Genomic DNA, 20460 nt, shown 5'->3' with positions numbered 1-20460 from the left:
TTGTATCACAAGGAAGTACGCTAGAGGCATAGCAAATCTATGGATAAAACAAAAAAACAGAGCAGCTATGTTTGGATTCATAGCGCCCTGTCCTGCTTAATATTTTGTCTGTCTCTCATTTAAACCAACCTTTTTCATTAAAACGTGTAATGGCCTCAATCCGGTTGCTGACACCCAGCTTATCGAGAATGACTGAAATATAATTCCGCACTGTCCCTGTTGTTAAATACAGTTCACCAGCAATTTCTTTGGTGTTCTTTCCGTCAGCAATAAGCGCCAGAACGGTCTTTTCACGCTCAGTCAGCGGGTTGACCTCGGCATAAGCATCATCAACCAGTTCTGGAGCGTAAATACGCCGACCTGCCATAATACTGCGAATGGAGGAAGCCAGTTCTTCACTGGGACTATCCTTGAGTAAATAACCGTGTGTGCCCGCCTTAATCGCTCGTTCAAAATACCCGGGGCGAGCAAACGTTGTTAAAATAAGCACCTTGCAATTCAAGCCTTTGAGTTCCTCTGCCGCATCCAATCCGCTCTTGATCGGCATTTCGATGTCCATAATGCATATGTCTGGCTGATGCAGCTTCACCAGTTCTATAGCTTCTTCCCCGTTGCTTGCTTTTCCGACTACTTTCATGTCTTCTTCCAAGTCCAACAGGGAGGCTAGAGCACCCAGCAGCATACGCTGGTCTTCTGCGATGACGATTCGAATCATGGCCCCACCTCCTCATTCGGCTTTTCAGTGATGTTAGGCACTTTAATGACCAGGGTCGTTCCCTGATCTGAACGCAGTTCCATACATCCGTTCACGAATTCGAGCCTTTCCTTCATGCCTTGCAGACCATTTCCCCGAAGAGCCCCATATTCTCCAGTAATGCCGACTCCATTATCCTGAATCCGCAGGGTCAATTCCTTACGAGACGGCTCAATGGTGATGGAGCAAGCGGTAGCTCCACTGTGTTTCACTACATTGGTTACGGCTTCCTTCATACACATACTCAGCACATTTTCATTCATTAATGACGTATGCTCCAGCTTCGGGTCGCCCTCCAAGGTCAGTTCGATGTGAGCAGCCTTTAAAATTTGCCGAATACGCAGCAGTTCATCCTCTAGTCTCATGCCGCGCATTTGAGTAACCATTTCTCGTACTTCTTTTAACGCACTTCTCGCCGTAAGACGAACATCGTTAATTTCGGCATGAGCCCGTTCCGGGTACTGGTCCAGCAGCTTGCCCGCCAAATCGCTCTTCAATCCAATGAGTGACAGCTTCTGACCCAAGGTATCGTGCAGGTCACGCGCGATTCTTTGCCGTTCCTCCAACTTAATCAATTCCGATATTTTTTTATTGGCATCCTCCAATTGGACCTGAAGCCGATCACTTTTGTTGCGATTAAAGTTCGTAATCGGCAGGAGAATCACACCAATCAGATTGAGCAGGATAAAAGGAATCTGCTTAATAAAAACGGGATTCTGTGAAACAAACCCGTAATTAATTAATCCAATCGTAATCACCATTAAAATAATATACAGCGTCGTAAATGCAGCCTTACTTTTCATATTACCAATCAGATAAGCGATAAATATGGAAAAGTACATATAGCTAAATAGCAGCGTCATCGTAATCGATATAGCAATCTGCACACTGGTCCAAAAGTATATGAGCCAGCCTTGAGAGACAAAAGCCAGTACATAACAAGCAAAAAACACCAAAATAATAGCAGTTCCCAGAATAATATGACTTGTAGATGAAGAGCTAAAATAATAAAAGGGCAGGATATAAAAGACAACCCACACATAAGGGCTAAGTCCCGTATTTCTTTGGAAAATCTGATACCACTTTTGCATCCTGCCACCCTTTTCTACTTTAGATACCCCTTATTTTATCATACCAAATTCCATACAACGTTATTTTCGTTCCGTGCCTACAACAGGCGTAGGGATGGGTTTTGAAGTGCCAACACGTTTGCTAAGCAGCGGCTTTACTTGTTTAAAGGTCAGAAAGGTTTTGGTACTTTCATCCCATAGTCGGAACTTCAAAGATTCCAGACTGCTACTCACCGTAATCGTGGTCGCCTTTTGCAGCAACGGTGTCGCTTCATGCGCTTTCTCCAAATTGTAATTTGGTACTTTCGGGCTCAAGTGGTGAACATGATGAAAACCAATATTACCTGTAATCCATTGCAATACTTTAGGAAGCTTGTAGTAAGAACTGCCCTCGACGGCCGCATTAATATAACTCCACTCTTCATCATGCTCAAAATACGAATCCTCAAACTGGTGTTGCACATAGAACAGCCAGATTCCCAACATACCAGAGACAAAAAAGATAGGCGTCTGTACCAGAAGGAATGCCTGCCAACCAATAGCCCAGCACAACAGTGCATACAATGCAACAATGGATATATTCGTCACATAGGTGTTTATCTTTTCCTTACGTTTGGCTGTCTTGACATTAAACCGATAGGAAATCAAAAAAGTATAGATTGGACCTAGACCGAACATAACCCAAGGATTTCGATATATACGATAGGCCAGCCGTGTCCATGTGGTAGCTGCTGTGTACTCTTCTACCGTGAGCACCCACATATCACCTGTACCTCTTTTATCCAGATTGCTGCTGGTTGCATGGTGGATCGCGTGACTATTTTTCCATTGGTGATAAGGGCAGAGCGTAATAATACCTGTAATCGTTCCCACAAAATCGTTCAGCTTGCGACTTTTGAAAAAAGATTGATGACCACAATCGTGAAAAATAATAAACGTCCGTACCACAAACCCTGCCGCAATAATGGTAATGGGAAGCGTCAGCCAGTAAGAAACCGCTAGGCTAAGATAAGCGGCATACCACAATAGGATCAGCGGTCCCAAGGTATTGAACAGTTGCAGAACGCTGGATTTCGTGTTTATTTTCTCGTAGGGAGCCATATTTTTTTTCAATTGAGCTAACGGGAGTTGTGTCATACCCATTATGATCCTCCTTTAAAATGCAGCCCATACCTTAATCCTGTCAGGCGTACATGTTGATCTAAGCTCAGTATAAGGAGACCGCTGTATCTGCTGTAGTCATAAACGTCAGTTCGGATATATGACATTTGTCATATAGACAACTAACCAAACCTGTTTGGCAAATGTTCACGGGTTTCTTTTCTGCTGTTATTTTGTTAAAATATAAGGTATATAACGCTGTATGTGACTGGCGAAGTCAGTGGAATGAACCACGAGGGAGCATACAATCAAGCGTACCGTTCGCCTGGGAGAAGTATTTGCAGAGGATTCGTCTGTCTTGACGACCTTGTGCAAATACTTTTTTTCGTTTTCTAAGACCATGACACCCTGTTGATTCCATTATGCGATAAATTCAGAGGAGGCTCGGACTATGGCTATTATCATGAAATCCAAAGAAGCAGCTGAGCAAGTGTATGCAACGATCCGTTCCCAAGTAGAGCAAATGAAACAGCAAGGACACCGTCCCCATCTGGCAACCCTGTTGGTAGAGGGTGATCCGGCATCTGCATACTATGCACGGACCAAGCAAAAAATAGCAGAGAAGCTGGGCATCTCATTTCATCTCCATACTTTTAATCGTCATGTAAGCGAAGCCGAGCTTCTGCATCTGATCGGCACCTTAAATGATGCATCCCATGTACATGGCATTATGCTGGAACTCCCGCTTCCGCAACATCTTTCTGCCTCCGTTATTAAACAATCCATCGCCCCCTACAAGGATATTGATGGAATTACGCCTGATAACAAGCTGGCTACCGTTACGGGTGACGCAGGGCTATACCCCGCTACACCTCAAGCCTGTATTGAACTGCTCAAGCATTACGGCCACTCCTTGGCAGGCAAAAATGTCACGCTCGTGGGCATCGGGCAAACAGTGGGACTTCCCCTTTTCCACATGCTGCAAAGAGAAAATGCCACCGTCACCGCCTGTCATGCAGGTACGCGTGATATTGCAGAGCATCTGAGCCATGCAGACATTGCCTTCGTCGCAGTCGGATGTCCTGATGTGATTACGCAGGATATGGTTCATCCAGGTCTGATTCTCGTGGATGCAGGAATTAATGAGACGCTGGAGGGTAAAATTGTGGGGGACGCTGCTCAGGACGTTGTAGAAAAGGTACATGCCATTTCTCCCGTTCCCGGCGGTGTAGGCACCTTAACGACCGCAATTTTGTACAAAAACTTGCTCAAAGCGATACATCTGCAACATTACTCCAGAGAGGTGGTTTATTCATGAGTGAACTGTCGTGGAACCAGTCCATCGGACATTTTCTGAAAGAAGCTGCAAGTGCAGCGCCTACCCCTGGTGGAGGAAGTGTATCCGCGCTGGCTGCGGCACTAGGCGCAGCGATGACCTCCATGACCGCCAACCTTTCACAAGGAGAAAAATACACGCAATTCCGTGAACAAATGGTGCAAGTCATTAGCAGTATGGAAAGATTGTCTACGCATTGTGAGGAACTGATGGCCGCAGACATCCAATCCTTTGAACAGTACATGACCGCGCTGCGTTTGCCCAAAGAAACAGACGAAGAAAAGCGCTATCGTACCCATTCCTTACAAACAGCTGTGATTGCTGCCATTGAAGTACCTATGCGCCTGCTGGAAGTATGCCGGGACGGACTATCACAAGCCTACAATATTGTGGAAATATCCAATAAAAATGTGATCTCTGATCTGGGCATCGGTGCGATTTTGTTTGAAGCAGCCGCTCAATCCGCCCTGCTCACCATTGATATTAACCTTGCCTCGCTAAAAGACTTGGATGTCAAACAATCCTACGAAGCCAAAACAGCCACAATCCTCCGTGAAATCGGACAAATTAAAGAGCAAACCTTGTTGACCATACGCAGTCGAATAGCGAGTAGTTAGCTCATACTGCGCTCTAGCTGTGCTAACCCATATATTCTACCTACTTGCTAACAGAAATAACCTCCAAATCCATCCTTATTTGTTGGATTTGGAGGTTATTTTATTTTGATTCATTATATTTGGAAAACTTTTCTATACTTTCTTCGTCTATGGATTAGGGATATTCTTTAAGATTACTTTTTCTCTTATACACATTGATCAAGAAATGAGGAAAATCGTATGAAAAGACGTGGTCTATTACTCAGTATAATTACGTTATTACTGATCAGTCCCAGGGTGTGGGCGGCCGGAAATGATTCTACATCGCATATTCGCTCCTATGATTCCGGAAGTCTGATCCAATCCGATGGAAGCTTGTGGCTGTGGGGCTATAATCAATCCGTACCGACTCGTGTAGAGGGTAAGCCAAACGTAATAAAAACATTCTCTAATATCATCAACGAGGGTGATCTGGTATTTACCTTGCAAGACCACTCTGCTTGGTATGTGCCTAGAAACAACATTTCTGAATCTGTGAAGTTTGTTCCTCTGGAAGGACTACAGAACCTCGCTGCTGTAAGTAGTTTGAATGATCATGTACTCGCTCTGACCAACGAAGGCAGCATATTTCTCGCTGATCAACTCGACAATAGAAACATCTCCAGTCCTTTTCATACCCTATCTGGCATCGACGAGGTTGCCCATATCGATAGTTATTATGAGGAAAGACCGGATTATGAGGAACGCTGGATATTCCTAAGAAAAGACGGCAGTGTATGGAAAAACACAACAGCCTTACAGGGCTTCGAACCTGTTTCATCATTAAAAGACATTACGGCAATCGCTAAAAACATAGCCTTAAAAAAAGATGGTACCGTGTGGACGTGGGCCAAAGAATTTGATAAAAATGTAACTCCGTCCGAAACGCTATCCGTAACGCAAATTCATGCCTTATCGGACATCAAGACCATCAAGGCCAATAGGTATTCCAATCTCGCCATCGATCAGCAAGGTCGGCTATGGTTCTGGGGGGCTACAGTTACAGGTGCCTTAGACAATACAACCTATCACAACACGAATCCCCCTGTACTGCTAACAGGAGTAAAGGACGTTAAAGACGCCTTTTTCGTTGAGCGCTCCCTTCTTGCTCTAACCACTGCTGGTAATGTATATGTTGCATCTCTAGATGGCGAAAAATTATCCTCCAATGTCCCTTTTACATTACTTGCTCAAAATATTCAAAGCATCAAGGCAGGCCCACGGCACGTCATCATGCAAAAGGCAAACGGCGCACTGTGGGGCTGGGGTGTTAACAAACACGCGCAACTCGGCATAGGCGATTATGAATTTCTTTATAGCACGCCAGTTCCTGTACAAAAGCCGATTCTCGTCCGTCTCAACAGTACACCTGTCCCTCTAAGCAACGGTGTGATTACCCGCAATGGGCAGGCGTTTATTCCCCTGCGTTCTGTTTTTGATCAACTGGGGGCCGACATCACTTATGATTTCAACAGCAAAATAGCGAAAATGAATCAGTCCAAGGCGGGAGACCCTCCCGTCTCTCTAGAAATTAATTTTAAAACCAGCCAAACAAAAGTGAACGGTAAATCTGTAGAACTCACCAATCCGCCCTTCATGGTGAACGGTATTGGTTATCTTCCACTGAGGCTCATCAGCGAGACACTGGGAGCCAAGGTAGATTGGCTACAAAAAGAAGATACTATCGTAATTACGACGAAATAATATATAAAAGACCAGTCCAAACATGATTTATGTTGGACTGGTCTTTTATTGCTATATACTGCGTGTAGTATGCAGCTTCCTATCTGCCTTCGACATTTTGTTACAACACAAAACTCACCTATTTTTTAGCTTTATTTTCTTTCTCTCTTTCAACCAGCATATCCACAATCATATCAATCTGTCCGGTAATAGCAATCGGATCATAGCGATAGTACGTATCAAAATCATTAAAGAACACTCTATTATTCTTCACCGCAGGCAGATTGCCCCACACAGCGGACGATTTCAGTTGCTTAAGCGCGGTTCCCTTTTTGTCTGGATCATAGGTTGTCAGGAACATGTAATCTGCGTCATACTGCGGCAGTACCTCCATTGAAAGCTGTACGGTTTGTTCCTTGGAATTAGCTGTCTTCTTCGGCATGTTCAGTTTGAGCGCATTGTATACGGCTTGTCCGCCTCGTCCTGCATTGTCGCCAAAAATCCAAAGTGCGTTTTTGTCCGTCAGCTCATACAACCCGAAAGTTGCCTTTTCGTCAATAACACCTTTCAGACGAGCGCGGCCTTCAGCAGCCTTTTTGTCAAAGGTGGCAATAAATTGCTCAGCCTTCTCCTTTTCCCCAGTGATATCGCCGAACAGCTTGACCGTATCATAGATATTAGTCGTGGTGCCGTACGGAATGTACAGGGTAGGTGCAATTTTAGACAAAGCTTCATAATTCGTATCCTTCATAACCACGATCAGATCGGGTTTGAGTTCCAGCGTCTTTTCCAAATTGGTAGGATCACCCACCTCTTTGGTTCCTTTTTCCTTTAGCAAATCAGTCAGAAAAGGATTTTGAAACGCAGTCGGCTCCACACCCACCACGTTAGCACCAACAGACAGCAGTTCTCCGCCGTAAAAATCCGTTACAATACGCTGTGGCTTAGCGGGAATCTCAATATCCCCTTTAACCGATTTAAAGCTTCTCGTCTCTCCAGTAGAAGCCGATTCTTGCTTATCTCCTGAAGTTGAAGCGGTATTACCTTCAGTGTTATTTCCGCCGCATGCGCTGATAAATACAGCCAATACAAGCATCAAAGTAGCCAGCATAAATATCGATTTTTTCCTCAACCTATTAGCCCCCTATGTAATATGGTAATAGCCTTATACCATTATGATAATGATTATCAATATCGTAAGAAATATATCAAGCGTCATCCTTGCTGTCAACTGCAAAGCGAACTTTTTATTATTTCACTTTTAAAATAAAAAGACCTGCCAAAATGATGGTCAGGTCTTTTGGATGCGGCTGCTTCTTAAACCTACAAATTGGGGCTAGGTTGCTGAAGGGCTGCTTTCCGGTGATCGCTGTTTTGTTTTATATTCTTCTCCCCAATCCTTCATCAGATTAATAATCGGGATGAGTGTTTCTCCAAACTCGGTGAGAGAGTATTCAACCTTAGGCGGAACCTGCTGGTAGACTTCACGATGAACGACACCGTCCTCTTCCAGCTCGCGCAATTGGAGTGTCAGCATACGCTGGGTAATTCCCGGGCAGATCCGCCGAAAATCACTAAATCGCTTAGTCCCATGCATGAGATGGTATAAAATAATCCCTTTCCACTTGCCCCCAATCACATCCAACGTGTACTCAACAGGACACGCCTGATCATTCCCAGCGGTACATTCACCAAAACCGCCTTTCCGATTGCGCATTGGCCCTTCTCCTCCTTGGTATCATTTTATATACTACAGCACATTAATGTGCGTACTTCAAAAATGGTCATGTATATTCTAATATTAGTCATGCACTTAGTAAGCGTCAATTTCAATCACAACCATAAGGAGTGGAATCACGATGGAAACCTTAACAACCACTAAAGATCAAATCTTGGCTGCATACAAGTTCAGACATGCTACAAAAGAATTTGATAGTCATAAGAAAATTAGCGATTCCGATTTTGAGTTTATTCTTGAAACCGGTCGTTTATCCCCAAGCTCGTTTGGCTTTGAACCCTGGAAATTTGTTGTCGTCCAAAGTAAAGATATGCGTGAGAAGCTGCTGCCCTATTCTTGGGGGGCCACAAAACAGTTGCCAACAGCAAGCCATTTCGTACTTATTCTCTCTAGATTGCCTAAAGATATGGTAGCTTCATCCGATTATATCAAGAATATGATGGTAAACGTGCAGCAATTACCTGCTGAAGTGATGCAAGGCAAAGAGAAGGTATATGACGCCTTCCTAAAATCAGATTTTGCGCTTGAGGAAAATGAAAGAGCTATGTTCGAGTGGGCATGCCGACAAACCTATATCGCACTGGGCAATATGATGACTGCCGCAGCTCAAATCGGCATTGATTCCTGCCCTATCGAAGGTTTTAATAAACAAGAAATTGAACGCATCCTCTCCGAAGAAGGCATTATGGATGCCGAGCATTTCGGTATTTCTTGTATGGTGGCTTTTGGATACCGCCTGAACGAGCCGCGCGACAAAACTCGGCGACCTGTAGATCAGATTGTGGAGTGGGTATAAAGCGCGGAATATCCTTATTAAAGGCAAAGGGCGCTCTCAAGCCATTTCCATGGCTTGGGACGCCCTCTTTACATAAAACTATAGCTCCTAAAAATATGGTCACTTCATAATAACGCCTACTGATAGTTCACTTCTTCCACGAAATAGATTTCCTTCAAACGAGTTTTCACGCGTTGAATTTCATCTGCTGTTAAAGGAGCTGTTGGACATAGCTTGAAGTTCCTTCCAGTGACATAGCTTACGTCCGTGTGACTATTTTCCGGGCTGTAAGCCATCTTCGGAACCGGTTTTGGGGTATAATCGGTAAAGTCAATAATGGACCATGCCGCATCTCCATCCTCTTTGGATAAAATAATCCGCTGTGAGGCATTTTCAGTCCACAAATAGCGCAGATTTGCCGGTGAATTATTGGAATCCATAGCTGTCTTTATTCCTGAACCTCTAAACATGAGCGTAAACTCGGTATGATCATTATTGGCTCCTGCTACCGATTCATAAATCTGTTTCAGCCCGTCTACACCCACAATCTCGACCTTGCGATCAAGCGGGAAATGATTCACAAAGTTCTCCCATATTGGAGCCATGTTATGGGTGTTGGCAAGTGCGTTGATGTCCAAAATAATGGACAAGTAGTTTACCGTATTTATACGTTGATAAGGGTTATCCAAATATTGCTGTACTATATACAGTTGTGGTGCCGCATCCGTCTCCGTCACATAGGGATCACCCGGATGAAGAGTCCAGCGTGAGGAATCTTTCGTATAGCGTGATCCAATTGGATCAATCGTAACCGAGTTCATGAATACGGTACCGCTATTATCAGCAATTCCTTGTGCGGGAACAATCGGATTGTCCTTATGGGACCAGTAAGGCATCAAAGGTGAGCCCTCACCATACATACCGTTGACATTATATTGTGTAGCCGACCATCCCATCGCCGATGTAATTCTATAGTGATCCTTAAGCCATTGAGTCTGTTCGGGATTCACCGTAAAGCTGGTCAATGATTTCGGCAGATACTTCCGATATTGGTCTGTATCCATGCTTTCAAACACGGATGGTGATCCCATCGAACCAGATTGGTGCAGCTCATTAAATGCATTATAACGATACATATACAGCCACTCATCCATCTTTGCTTCCCAAACAGGAAGCCCGGGCTCGGACTGGTTCGGGTACCCCGCCAGAATCCCAACTTCATCTCCATACTGATCGACAAATGCCAGAACCTGTTCAAGCTGCGGCCGATTCGCTTCTACAAAAACAAATCCGTTTTGCATCGCCCATGTCACTTTAATGTTGGGACCAAAGTGATCCATCAGCAATTGACGAGATTGCTTGATTTGATCTACGGTAGTCGCGCTTCCCTGCAGCATGATGGAGACAGCAAAGTATTGTTTTTTACGTCCCCCGGGTTCTACCGTTAATTCCGCATCGGATGTGAAGAGAATCCCTTGGGATGGAGACTCAACTGTGATTTTTAATGGAATAACCGAGTTCACTGCTGGAATCAAATGCAGGTTGGCAATCTTTCCATCCTCTTCAAATATTCCTCTGGAATCCTTTATCCGAAGTATCAAGTCTGATGGCAGCATTTCAGGAGCTATAATCTCTCCTTTAGCATTACGAAATACGTAGGACATTTTCCAAGCAGCCGGATCTAAAGCTGCCGCCTCTGAAATGGTATACGTGGCCAAGTATACAGACCTGATTACGTTCGGTGGCTCTGCCGGCGGAGTCTTCCCTTTCACGATCAGCTTGGTCTGAGCTGTAAGAACCCGATAAGGTTTGGCAATGGTGACCTTCATTTCTACCGGAATGAAGCTGTCCGCAGCCGGTATATTTTCGGGATGTGCGATTTTCCCTTGTACATCAAAGACACCTAACCCATCACTAAATGTGTACGTAACACTTGTGACACTGGCAGCAGGAATGCTTACTGGTCGTCCTTCATTGTATAGCTGAAAGGATAGCTGATACGAAGGGTACGTTTCCGGCTGATTTACTAGCTCCTGCGCCTTGATTACGACTTCATCGACCAAAAAATCCGAAGAGTGGTCCGGTGGAATCACCGATGGGTCAACCGGAATTATTGGTGGTTTGGGATTAGGCACCGGTGGTGTGATTGGCGGTTCCGGTTTCGGCTCCGGTGGTGTCACCGGGGAGACTGGTGAATCAGGTCTTGGGCGATGCCTTTTAGGCTCATCAATTTCCGAATTCACAGGTTGTTGCCTAATTTCCGGTGTCAAATCGACCGCAATCTTGTGCGATTCTTGTTGGCTGGTCGCCTGAGGCATCGTTGCAGCTCCATTTTCTAATGACTCCAGCAAACGCTTGGCACGTTCTTTCAGAACGTCACCGCCTAACCATAACCGATAAGCAACCAACGTGGCGTCCTGCCGACTCACAGACTCTTTAGGGTGGAAATAATGATTTGTATCCCCCTCAATCAGTTCCAACCGTTCCATCAGCCATACACTCGTTTGTGCATAATTTGATATATTAGGTTGATCCACAAAACTGGATATACCAGCAGATCGGGTATCATCAGTAACACCAAAATACCGGGCATACCAAACGGCCATATCCTGACGAGTCATATTGTGCTTGGCACCGAATAATTGATCACTAATCCCTTTCGTAATGCTTTCTTCCTGCAAGGCCTGTACATAAGGTAAAGCCCATGGTGACACATCCCGAAAAGAAGTTACGCCTCTGTTATTCGATGTTCGCTTTAAGGTTTTAGCGAAAATGCTTGCCCATTCCTGACGCGAGATAAAATGTAAAGGTCGAAAGCTCCCATCCTGATAACCCGTAACATAACCTTGAGCAGCCATGGCCTCAATCGCATCAGCTGCATAGGAATGTTCGATATCGTTAAAGGCTCTGTCCGCAAAAACAGGCGCACTATGTATACAGAACAACCAGACAGCCAGTAAACCAGCCATGTAATGCCTAATTTGTTTTAACTTTTTTTCATAATTCATTATTTGAGATCATTACACCTCCTTTACGAGATAGCACTGGGCCACTTTCACCTGTACCTTCATATCAATTTTGAAAATCATCCTCTTTTGTTTTCAAACGGTTTTTCATTACTGTTAACACCAAACTGTATATACTTGAATTATCGGAATAATCTCCCTAGGATTGAATAAAGCCAGCAAAAAAAGTGGTTTGAGCAATCTGCTGTCCTGCTCTTTCACCATATTTTTTTAAGCCTTAATTCCCTATCACTAAACAATGGTTTTCATTGGCAATTAAATACTTATCACCTTTTGGGCCTATCATTTTAATCATGTACACATAAATAAAAAAAGAGATGACATCTGTATCCGCATTCGTCTGAATACAAAATGTTATCTCATTTTTTGTGTAAGATACACTTATTAAGTCCTGGCTGCTCGTTAATCCTTTTTCAACTCAGAACCCTTATAAATATAAAAGTAGCCCTTTAGAGTTCCGTTTTGCGGATAAGCAGCAGGATCTTTGTCTTTTATTTGACTTACCCACTCTCGATTTATAAGCGTAGAGGGTCCTTCCTCAACTAGTTCTTCAGCAGACATTCCCGTGATTGATTGTGCTGTGCTGGACCAGAATGTAACTAAGTAGACATCGTTAGCATTAAAATGATAGCGTCCTTCACTTGGAGTTCCCTCATAAAACAGCTCAGCCAAAGAAGCAGCCTCAGATCCTCTCATAAAAATTCGAATCTCATCAGTTCCGTTCCATGTATGAGGAATTCCGCCTTTTGGATTCACGTATTCTACAATTGCTGGCTCCTTATCGGTATTAAAATCAACAATCGCATAATGATAAACCTCATCCGTTACACTCTTGGTTGCAAATTCAGTTATTTTATCTGTTTGATAGCCACTGAACTTTCCATACACATTTGGAGTTTTGCCAATAGCAGCAAGGGCCTTTTCCTGATCCATAGATCCGGCTCTACCAGCTACTGGTGTCAGCCTGTAGGTCTTGATTTCAGTCCCCTTGTACTGATCCCAAGTGTATTCGTAATAATATTTTGCATAAGATATTCCACTGTTCCAGCCTACAGATACCAGCATGATAATACCTAGCATGAATACTACTGGCCATTTTTTCAACATCATACCCACAACCTCTTTTCTTCATGTACACTCAAATCATCATTAGAATTATAGCTTTTCAATAATTCTACTAACAGTTAAATATTAGAAGGAAGTGTGGATAAATTATGTCTTTTCTGTTAGTTAGTCATGTGACTCCCTATATTATTGTTTTTATGAATATTTTCCGTTCCGGCATCCAATGCAGTTTTGTAATATAAGCATTTATGTTCAATAACCTCCATTGTTTTTTTTAGTTCCTCCATTTGTGCTTCTACAGTCGCTTTTCGTTCGATAAACATGTCATATCTTTGTTGTAGTGTGGAATCTCCCCCAGAACACCAATCAATGAAATTTTTAATTTCTTTGATCGGCATTCCGGTGGATTTTAGACATTCAATTATTTTTAAAGCGTCAATATCGGATTCTTTAAATAATCTTGTTCCGCTAGATGTCCGTTCTACAAAAGGCATAAGTCCCTCCTTGTCGTAGTAACGCAAGGCATATGCTGTAAGATTCAATTCTTTAGCAACTTCGCTGATCGAATATGTCTTCATCATGTATCTCCTATCCTTAATGATATAGACTTCGAGTTAACTCTAGGTATAAAGGGATTCTATCAAGCTATTGGTTGAGTGTCAAAGTCTCCTAGCATAATTTTTTAAAAGGAATATAGGTAGTTGCTTGACTTAGAGTTAACTATAAGGATTAACATTGATCTGCAAGAGGAAAACTTCAATCGACTTCACTTAGTTTTCACTTTGTATTCAATACAATTACTTTCTCTTGAAAAATATAAGTAATTAGGAGGCTATTTATGATTACTGCTAAAGCACGAGCTGTCGACGGCCCAGACAAACCGTTTCGAGCGGCTGAAATTAAACGACGGGATCTTGATTCACATGATGTATTGATTGAAATTAAATATGCTGGCATATGCCATTCTGACATCCACACTGCTCACGGCGAATGGGGACCCGTGAACTACCCACTTGTACCTGGACATGAAATTGCAGGGATTGTTACGGATGTAGGAGCTAAAGTTACAAAGTACACAGTTGGTGACCGGGTAGGAGTTGGCTGTATGGTTGATTCCTGTGGCGAATGCGAGAACTGTCGTAAAGGAGAGGAACAATACTGCCTTAAAGGAAATGTCCCTACCTACGCTGGTGTTGACAAATACGGCGAGCCTACACAAGGCGGGTATTCCACCCACATTGTCGTAACTGAGGATTTTGTAGTAAGAATTCCAGATAATATTGAGCTTGACGTGGCTGCTCCATTACTTTGCGCAGGTATTACGACTTATTCGCCGTTAAACCACTGGGGAGCTGGCCCAGATAAGAAAGTGGCAGTTGTGGGCATGGGAGGCCTTGGTCATATGGCTATCAAGATCGCACATGCTATGGGTGCTGAGGTAACCGTTCTATCACAAACATTAAAGAAAAAAGAAGATGGCTTGCAATTTGGCGCGGATCACTATTATGCCACAAGCGAGCCAGAAACATTTGAAAAACTGGCTGGACGCTTTGACTTGATTATTAATACGGTAAGTGCCAACATAGATCTGAACGCTTATTTTGCACTACTCACTCTTGACGGAACTTTGGTGAACGTCGGTGCCCCCGGGGAGCCGATGTCACTCAATGTGATGTCCCTTATCGGACATCGCCGTTCATTTGCAGGATCAATGATAGGAGGTATCCGCGAGACACAGGAAATGCTGGATTTCTGTGCGAAACACAATATTGTTCCTAAAATTGAAGTGGTATCAGCTGACCAGATTGACGAAGCTTACAAACGAGTATTAGCATCTGATGTGAAGTACAGATTCGTGATTGACATTAGCACAATGTAAGCTAGGTAAATCAATAAGTTGTAAAAGCAGTTTTAATTTGAAGGTGTCTCAAGCATGGCTTGGGGCATCTTCGCATTCCTTTTGCAAAACAAAAAGCTGTCAACGTCCACTTCCTTTTATTTGAAATCTAAAGATTTACCCCTTAGAATAATAGGTATATAAGGAAGGGTGCACTTATCTATGTTCAAGAAAATGGATATCTATCGAATTCTCACTCTAATATTTGCTGTAGTTGCTATGATCTCGTCCCTGTTATCCCTCGCATATCCCGATACTTACAAGCACGCATACACCATCGCACAATTTTTTCTAGGACTTGTATTTTTATTGTCCGGCATCTCAGAATTTAAGGCTCTTCGTAAGAGTACGGCAATAATGAACTTCTCCGTTTCAATTCTCACTTTCTTTGTATTTATATTTACACTTGTAGTGCGAACAGGTTAACCACACACTTTTTCACCTCACTCACAGCCTTTCCATTGCTCTATTCCTCTTCATATAAAAAGAAAAGCCGAGCGCAACTCAGGACATCTGAATTACGCTCGGCAAATAGTACATCTTGAGCAGCCTATTCGTGTTTCTCTAATTCTTCAATTCTCTGCCGCTTTCCTATACCAAAGACAAAATATCCAACAACGACGATCGCCATGAAGGTTGCCCCGACAATCAACGACAAGCGTGTGTCCGGGTTAAACCACATTCCAACGATCACCAGCAACAAAAAGATAATAGTGATGTAATTACTGATCGGGAAAAAACGAGACTTAAAATTATGATCTTCCATTTCGTTTTTCCACTTTTTCCGGAATTTAAATTGACTGATGGCTAATGCAAACCACGGTACCATACCCGGGAGAACACTAGCGCTGTAAATATACAAAAACAGTTTGGAATCAGGCATTAGGTAGTTAAATAACACGCCTACCAGTAGCAATGAAATGGTCGTTATTATACTATTTCTAGGGACACCGCTTGCGGAAACCTTCCCGAAGAACTTAGGAGCTTGTCCGTTCTTAGCCAATGTATATAACATTCTGCCCGCACTATAAATACCACTGTTGCAACCTGACATCGCAGCTGTAAGTACAACAAAGTTAATAATACCCGCAGCAGCTACAATTCCTACTTTGGCAAAAGTCAGAACAAACGGGCTGCCAATCTCGCCAATTTGGTTCCAAGGATAAATCGTAACAATGACAAAGATTGCCCCTACGTAAAAAATCAGAATACGCCAGATGATGTTTTTAATAGCTTTTCGCAGGGTCATTTTCGGATTTTCTGCTTCACCCGCTGTAATGCCTACCATCTCAATCCCCTGGTAAGCCGCCGTTACAATACATAGTGCAAATAGGAACCCTTTTAACCCTCCTGCAAAAAAACCACCATGGCTGACTAGATTGGATAGACCTATCGGTTGTCCGCCGTTACCGAGGCCAAAGAAGATCATCCCCGTACCAACTACTAGCATGAAGATAATAGCGATAATCTTAATCATCGCAAACCAAAACTCAAATTCTCCATAGAATTTCACAGCCGCTAAATTGGCCAGCGCAATAATAATTACACCTGCCAAAGCCGGCAACCATTGCGGGATATCCGGGAACCAGTAGCCCACATATACCCCAATCGCAGTGACCTCCGCCATTCCCACAGTAACCCATAAGAACCAATAGCTCCAAGCGGTCAAGAAACCGGCCAAAGGGCTGATGTATTTATGAGCAAAGGTAGCAAATGAGCCCGTCACCGGTTCAAGAATCAGCATTTCCCCCATGATCCGCATGACAAAAAACATAATAATCCCAGCTAAGAGATAAGCCAACAGCACCGAAGGACCTGCCCATTTTATCGTACTTGCCGATCCCATAAACAAGCCAACGCCAATCGTGCCCCCAAGCGCAATCAACTCAACGTGTCGTGGCTTCAGCCCTCTCGTTAATTGTTTCGATTCCAAAAGAACGCTCCCCTTCGTATATGTTCGTCATCAAATGCTAATGATCCGGAAAACTGCCCCCAAACATTATTAATTTTCAGACTGACGTGGTTGATCGAACGACTACACAGTAGCTCCACGATTCATAAATATACAAAGTCAACCACGTCCTATTTGCCGTCCAAACCTTACTGTTTCTAAGACCGAGTCCGTAGCATTAGATGCATTGTATGACAAAAAACGTCTAAATACAACTGCTAATTAGCAGACATTTTTAGACATGAAATGGAAAGGAAGGAGATTCATTTTACTGAACATTGGTCAATTCAATGTAATGCATTAGAGCGTTGAAGATACGTGTTTTTTCAATGATAAATATCACGATATTAAGCTTGTTTAAAGCCTATATCCATACAGTGTAAAACATAAGCTCCGAATGAAAGAGCAACATTTCAAACATACCCTTGTGATATAACTATGCATGAATTCCAAACAAGGAGATGAAGACATGAGTAAGTTAAAAGGTCAAATCGCTTTAGTAACTGGTGCAAGTCGAGGAATCGGTCGTGGCATTGCATTACGTCTGGCTCGGGAGGGGGCCATTGTCGCAGTACACTACGGAAAAAGGCATAAAGAAGCAGATGAGGTGGTTCATCAAATTGAGCAACTTGGAGGGGCTGCATTTACGATTGGTGCTGACTTCAGTGCCCTGAACGGCATTCATGATTTATATGCGAAATTGGATGAAGCGCTTCGGGAATGTACAGGCGATAATCGGTTTGATATTCTCGTCAATAACGCTGGAATAGGTCAAATTGTCCCTCTGGAAGAGACAACAGAAGAATCTTTTGACGAAGTCATGAACATGAATGTCAAAGCACCTCTTTTTGTTACCCAGCAAGCTTTGCCGCGTCTAAAAGATGGAGGCCGCATTATCAATCTCTCATCGTTTGTTACACGCGTGGCCTCCCCTGGTGTTTTTGCATATAGCATGTCAAAGGGGGCCATCGACACACTAACGCATGTTTTGGCTCATCAACTTGGGAGCCGTCATATTACCGTCAACGCCATCCAACCAGGCATTATCAATACAGAGATGAATAGCGGAACCTTACAAGATCCTGACGGACAGAAATTTGCCGCTGGCCTATCAACCTTTAAACGCTGGGGAGAGCCTGAAGATGTTGCAGATATAGCTGCCTTTCTTGCCTCAACGGATAGCCGCTGGATAACGGGTCAATTGATTGATGCAAGTGGTGGATCTCATCTGTAAATGAACAGATTCAAAATAAAAACAAAATGCGTTGGTGAGAGAAAGTTGTTCTTCTCCACCAACGCATGAAATACGTTATCAGCCAATTGTTCAGCATGACTACTACAGATCAGGTACCGCAAAATGTTCGGTAAGGACAAGTGGATTCCTCAGGCAATGTAGAGTAAATTTCCTGTTCGGTAGAATAAGCATAAGGGTTCGAAAGAACTTCAAGAAGCTGCTCCATCACTCGGTAATCTTCTCGTTCCACCGCAGCCTCCAGTGCTTCTTCTACCCGATGGTTGCGCGGGATAATTGCGGGATTGCTGCTGCGCATCAGCTGATACGAGGTGGCTTCGGATTCCTGCTGTCTGTCCAGCCTCGCCTGCCACTGCTCGTGCCACTGGGTAAAATCCGCCGTGCTGAACAAAACCGCATCCTCCAGCTTGTTTAAAGTGAGGGCACGGAAGGTATTGGTGTAGTCCGCGCGATGCTTCTGCATGATTTTAAGAAGATCCTCAATAAGGGACTCATCCTGCGGCTCTTCGTTAAAGATCCCCAATTTGGCCCGCATTCCCGCAAGCCAATGATGGCGAAACATGTTTGCAAAATCTGAAATTGCATCCTCGGCCATTTTGACAGCCTGCTCTCTGTTGTCATGCAGCAGTGGCAAGAGGGTCTCTGCCAATCGCGCGAGATTCCACGCAGCGATATGCGGCTGATTGACATAAGCATAGCGGCCCTGCATGTCGATGGAACTGAACACCGTCTCAGGATTATAGGTATCCATAAAGGCGCAAGGACCATAATCAATAGTTTCTCCGCTAAGAGTCATATTGTCAGTGTTCATCACTCCGTGAATAAAACCCACCAGCTGCCATTGGGCGATCAGCTTCGCCTGACGCTTAATCACTTCCTGAAGCAGTGAAAGGTAACGGTTTTCGTCATTGGCAACTTCCGGATAGTGTCGTTCCAATGTGTAATCAGCCAGAGTACGCAGATCTTGGGAAGTGCCCCATGCTGAGACATATTGAAAGGTGCCGACGCGAAGATGACTGGCAGCCACACGAGTCAGAATGGCACCGGGCTGCTCTGTTTCCCGGAAGATCGCCTCACCCGTGATTACCACCGCCAAGCTGCGGGTGGTAGCGATACCTAGCGCATGCATCGCTTCGCTGATGATGTATTCGCGGAGCATCGGCCCAAGTGCCGCACGGCCATCACCACGACGGGAGTACGGCGTTCTGCCTGAGCCCTTGAGCTGAATATCAACTCGTTTGCCCGAGGGAGTGATCTGTTCGCCGAGCAGTAGAGCACGGCCGTCTCCTAGCATGTTAAAATGCCCAAATTGATGTCCTGCGTAAGCTTGAGCAAGAGGCGTAGCACCCTCGGGAACCTGATTGCCGGCCAATATCGCTACGGCATCATCTTTTTGCAGCGCATTTTCGTTCAAACCCAGTGAGACTGCCAACGGATGATTTAAAATGATCAGCTTTGGTGAGCGAACAGGATTTGGATTGAGCTTCGTAAACATGGATTCCGGCAGACGAGAATAACTGTTGTCGAAGTTCCACCCTATTTTATCAGCTATTTCTTTTTTCTCCGTCATAGTGTCTCCTTTTCTGCTGTGGTATCTTGGATTTGCCCATTTTAGTTTTTACTTCTATCCATTTATTATCCACTTTTCACCATGCTGTTGTGCTTTTTTTAACCTACTTTTTTATTGTAACCGATGATCATACATGAATTGTATTTGGATACCGAACGGGTCTTCAATAATACCATAGGCTTGGCTAAACACATTACTAGATAAAGGAACAATGATTTTCACTCGCTCATCTGTTATTAGACTATGATAAAAATGTTCAATTTCTTCTCTGTCAGCACTTTGAATACATAATGAAATGTTATTCCCTACGGTATATTCCTCATTGGGATTCATTGGTTCTTCTGCTATCATAACCTTTGTTCTTCCGATCAATAAGACAGAATGAGAAATATAATCTTTATTTTCATCAGTAAGCTGTATTGAGCTGTCACGTTGGGCCATGTCCTGATAAGTAACGAGAAATCGTTCCTCTGCGTTAAAATGTTTTTTGTAAAAAGCTATAGCTTCCTTTGCTTTTCCGTTCATGGATAAGAAAATAGCTACTTCCAGTGTTGTACTCATGGGTTCAATCTCCTTTTTTATCATGCTTTTAGGTAGATATCTTATA

Annotated in this window: 17 protein-coding genes and 1 riboswitch; of the genes, 6 read left to right on the top strand and 11 right to left on the bottom strand. The window is 43.7% G+C overall.

The window, feature by feature from the left end:
* Nucleotides 1-115 precede the first annotated feature (115 nt).
* Genes ACUC6J_RS04620 through ACUC6J_RS04610 form a run of 3 tightly spaced genes read right to left on the bottom strand, consistent with a single transcriptional unit; the run spans nucleotide 116 to nucleotide 2967 of the window.
* The gene (locus ACUC6J_RS04620; RefSeq protein WP_017426246.1) at nucleotides 116-715 is read right to left on the bottom strand and encodes a response regulator transcription factor; all 600 of its coding nucleotides are present in this window, start codon (nucleotides 713-715) and stop codon (nucleotides 116-118) included.
* Nucleotides 712-1845, bottom strand: coding sequence for a sensor histidine kinase (locus ACUC6J_RS04615; protein ID WP_019686225.1), 1134 nt, complete (start codon nucleotides 1843-1845; stop codon nucleotides 712-714). The genes ACUC6J_RS04620 and ACUC6J_RS04615 overlap by 4 nt, the downstream gene beginning before the upstream one ends.
* A 60-nt stretch (nucleotides 1846-1905) precedes the next feature.
* Nucleotides 1906-2967: a fatty acid desaturase gene (locus ACUC6J_RS04610; RefSeq protein ID WP_447249822.1), complete on the bottom strand. Its 1062-nt coding sequence runs from the start codon at nucleotides 2965-2967 to the stop codon at nucleotides 1906-1908.
* 212 nt (nucleotides 2968-3179) lie between these two features.
* Nucleotides 3180-3263, top strand: a riboswitch (ZMP/ZTP riboswitch).
* Between the two features lie 113 nt (nucleotides 3264-3376).
* On the opposite strand from ACUC6J_RS04610, the gene ACUC6J_RS04605 reads away from it, so the two are divergent.
* The 3 genes from ACUC6J_RS04605 to ACUC6J_RS04595 all read left to right on the top strand — a co-directional run bounded on the left by ACUC6J_RS04605 (nucleotide 3377) and on the right by ACUC6J_RS04595 (nucleotide 6600).
* Nucleotides 3377-4243: a bifunctional 5,10-methylenetetrahydrofolate dehydrogenase/5,10-methenyltetrahydrofolate cyclohydrolase gene (locus ACUC6J_RS04605; RefSeq protein ID WP_019686224.1), complete on the top strand. Its 867-nt coding sequence runs from the start codon at nucleotides 3377-3379 to the stop codon at nucleotides 4241-4243.
* Nucleotides 4240-4878, top strand: coding sequence for a cyclodeaminase/cyclohydrolase family protein (locus ACUC6J_RS04600; protein ID WP_044787148.1), 639 nt, complete (start codon nucleotides 4240-4242; stop codon nucleotides 4876-4878). The genes ACUC6J_RS04605 and ACUC6J_RS04600 overlap by 4 nt, the downstream gene beginning before the upstream one ends.
* A gap of 219 nt (nucleotides 4879-5097) precedes the next feature.
* Nucleotides 5098-6600: a stalk domain-containing protein gene (locus ACUC6J_RS04595; RefSeq protein ID WP_447249821.1), complete on the top strand. Its 1503-nt coding sequence runs from the start codon at nucleotides 5098-5100 to the stop codon at nucleotides 6598-6600.
* Between the two features lie 118 nt (nucleotides 6601-6718).
* Here ACUC6J_RS04595 and ACUC6J_RS04590 read toward each other — a convergent pair whose 3' ends face one another.
* Together ACUC6J_RS04590 and ACUC6J_RS04585 are read right to left on the bottom strand one after the other, a co-directional pair.
* Complete coding sequence (locus tag ACUC6J_RS04590; protein WP_447249820.1) at nucleotides 6719-7711, bottom strand: ABC transporter substrate-binding protein; 993 nt, start codon at nucleotides 7709-7711, stop codon at nucleotides 6719-6721.
* Between the two features lie 204 nt (nucleotides 7712-7915).
* A complete protein-coding gene (locus ACUC6J_RS04585; RefSeq protein ID WP_447249819.1) occupies nucleotides 7916-8296 on the bottom strand; it encodes a winged helix-turn-helix transcriptional regulator in 381 nt (126 codons plus the stop codon).
* A gap of 142 nt (nucleotides 8297-8438) precedes the next feature.
* Here ACUC6J_RS04585 and ACUC6J_RS04580 point away from each other — a divergent pair, with 142 nt between their 5' ends.
* Complete coding sequence (locus tag ACUC6J_RS04580) at nucleotides 8439-9113, top strand: NAD(P)H-dependent oxidoreductase (RefSeq protein ID WP_016819845.1); 675 nt, start codon at nucleotides 8439-8441, stop codon at nucleotides 9111-9113.
* 116 nt (nucleotides 9114-9229) lie between these two features.
* On the opposite strand, the gene ACUC6J_RS04575 is transcribed toward ACUC6J_RS04580, so the two are convergent.
* The 3 genes from ACUC6J_RS04575 to ACUC6J_RS04565 form a co-directional block, all read right to left on the bottom strand.
* Nucleotides 9230-12100, bottom strand: coding sequence for an S-layer homology domain-containing protein (locus ACUC6J_RS04575; RefSeq protein WP_447249818.1), 2871 nt, complete (start codon nucleotides 12098-12100; stop codon nucleotides 9230-9232).
* 420 nt (nucleotides 12101-12520) lie between these two features.
* Nucleotides 12521-13228 carry a hypothetical protein gene (locus ACUC6J_RS04570; protein WP_447249817.1) on the bottom strand — a complete coding sequence of 236 codons (708 nt, stop codon included), beginning with the start codon at nucleotides 13226-13228 and terminating at the stop codon, nucleotides 12521-12523.
* 116 nt (nucleotides 13229-13344) lie between these two features.
* Nucleotides 13345-13761, bottom strand: a complete 417-nt coding sequence (locus ACUC6J_RS04565; RefSeq protein ID WP_031462928.1) for a MerR family transcriptional regulator — start codon at nucleotides 13759-13761, stop codon at nucleotides 13345-13347.
* 260 nt (nucleotides 13762-14021) lie between these two features.
* Between ACUC6J_RS04565 and ACUC6J_RS04560 the strand changes: the two genes are divergently transcribed.
* Nucleotides 14022-15062: an NAD(P)-dependent alcohol dehydrogenase gene (locus ACUC6J_RS04560; protein WP_025364086.1), complete on the top strand. Its 1041-nt coding sequence runs from the start codon at nucleotides 14022-14024 to the stop codon at nucleotides 15060-15062.
* Between the two features lie 568 nt (nucleotides 15063-15630).
* Here the strand turns inward: ACUC6J_RS04560 and ACUC6J_RS04555 are convergent.
* Nucleotides 15631-17013 (bottom strand): amino acid permease, encoded by a 1383-nt coding sequence (locus tag ACUC6J_RS04555; protein ID WP_019686214.1) that lies wholly within the window; start codon nucleotides 17011-17013, stop codon nucleotides 15631-15633.
* Nucleotides 17014-17500: 487 nt separating this feature from the next.
* Between ACUC6J_RS04555 and ACUC6J_RS04550 the strand changes: the two genes are divergently transcribed.
* The gene (locus ACUC6J_RS04550; RefSeq protein ID WP_447249816.1) at nucleotides 17501-18265 is read left to right on the top strand and encodes an SDR family oxidoreductase; all 765 of its coding nucleotides are present in this window, start codon (nucleotides 17501-17503) and stop codon (nucleotides 18263-18265) included.
* A gap of 109 nt (nucleotides 18266-18374) precedes the next feature.
* Here the strand turns inward: ACUC6J_RS04550 and ACUC6J_RS04545 are convergent, their stop codons facing one another.
* Together ACUC6J_RS04545 and ACUC6J_RS04540 are read right to left on the bottom strand one after the other, a co-directional pair.
* On the bottom strand, nucleotides 18375-19853 hold the full coding sequence (locus tag ACUC6J_RS04545; RefSeq protein WP_447249815.1) for a protein adenylyltransferase SelO: 1479 nt from the start codon (nucleotides 19851-19853) through the stop codon (nucleotides 18375-18377).
* A gap of 111 nt (nucleotides 19854-19964) precedes the next feature.
* On the bottom strand, nucleotides 19965-20414 hold the full coding sequence (locus tag ACUC6J_RS04540) for a VOC family protein (protein WP_447249814.1): 450 nt from the start codon (nucleotides 20412-20414) through the stop codon (nucleotides 19965-19967).
* Nucleotides 20415-20460: the final 46 nt, after the last annotated feature.

The sequence above is a fragment of the Paenibacillus sp. JJ1683 genome (assembly GCF_053006485.1).
This window is presented reverse-complemented; position numbering and strand designations above follow the sequence as displayed.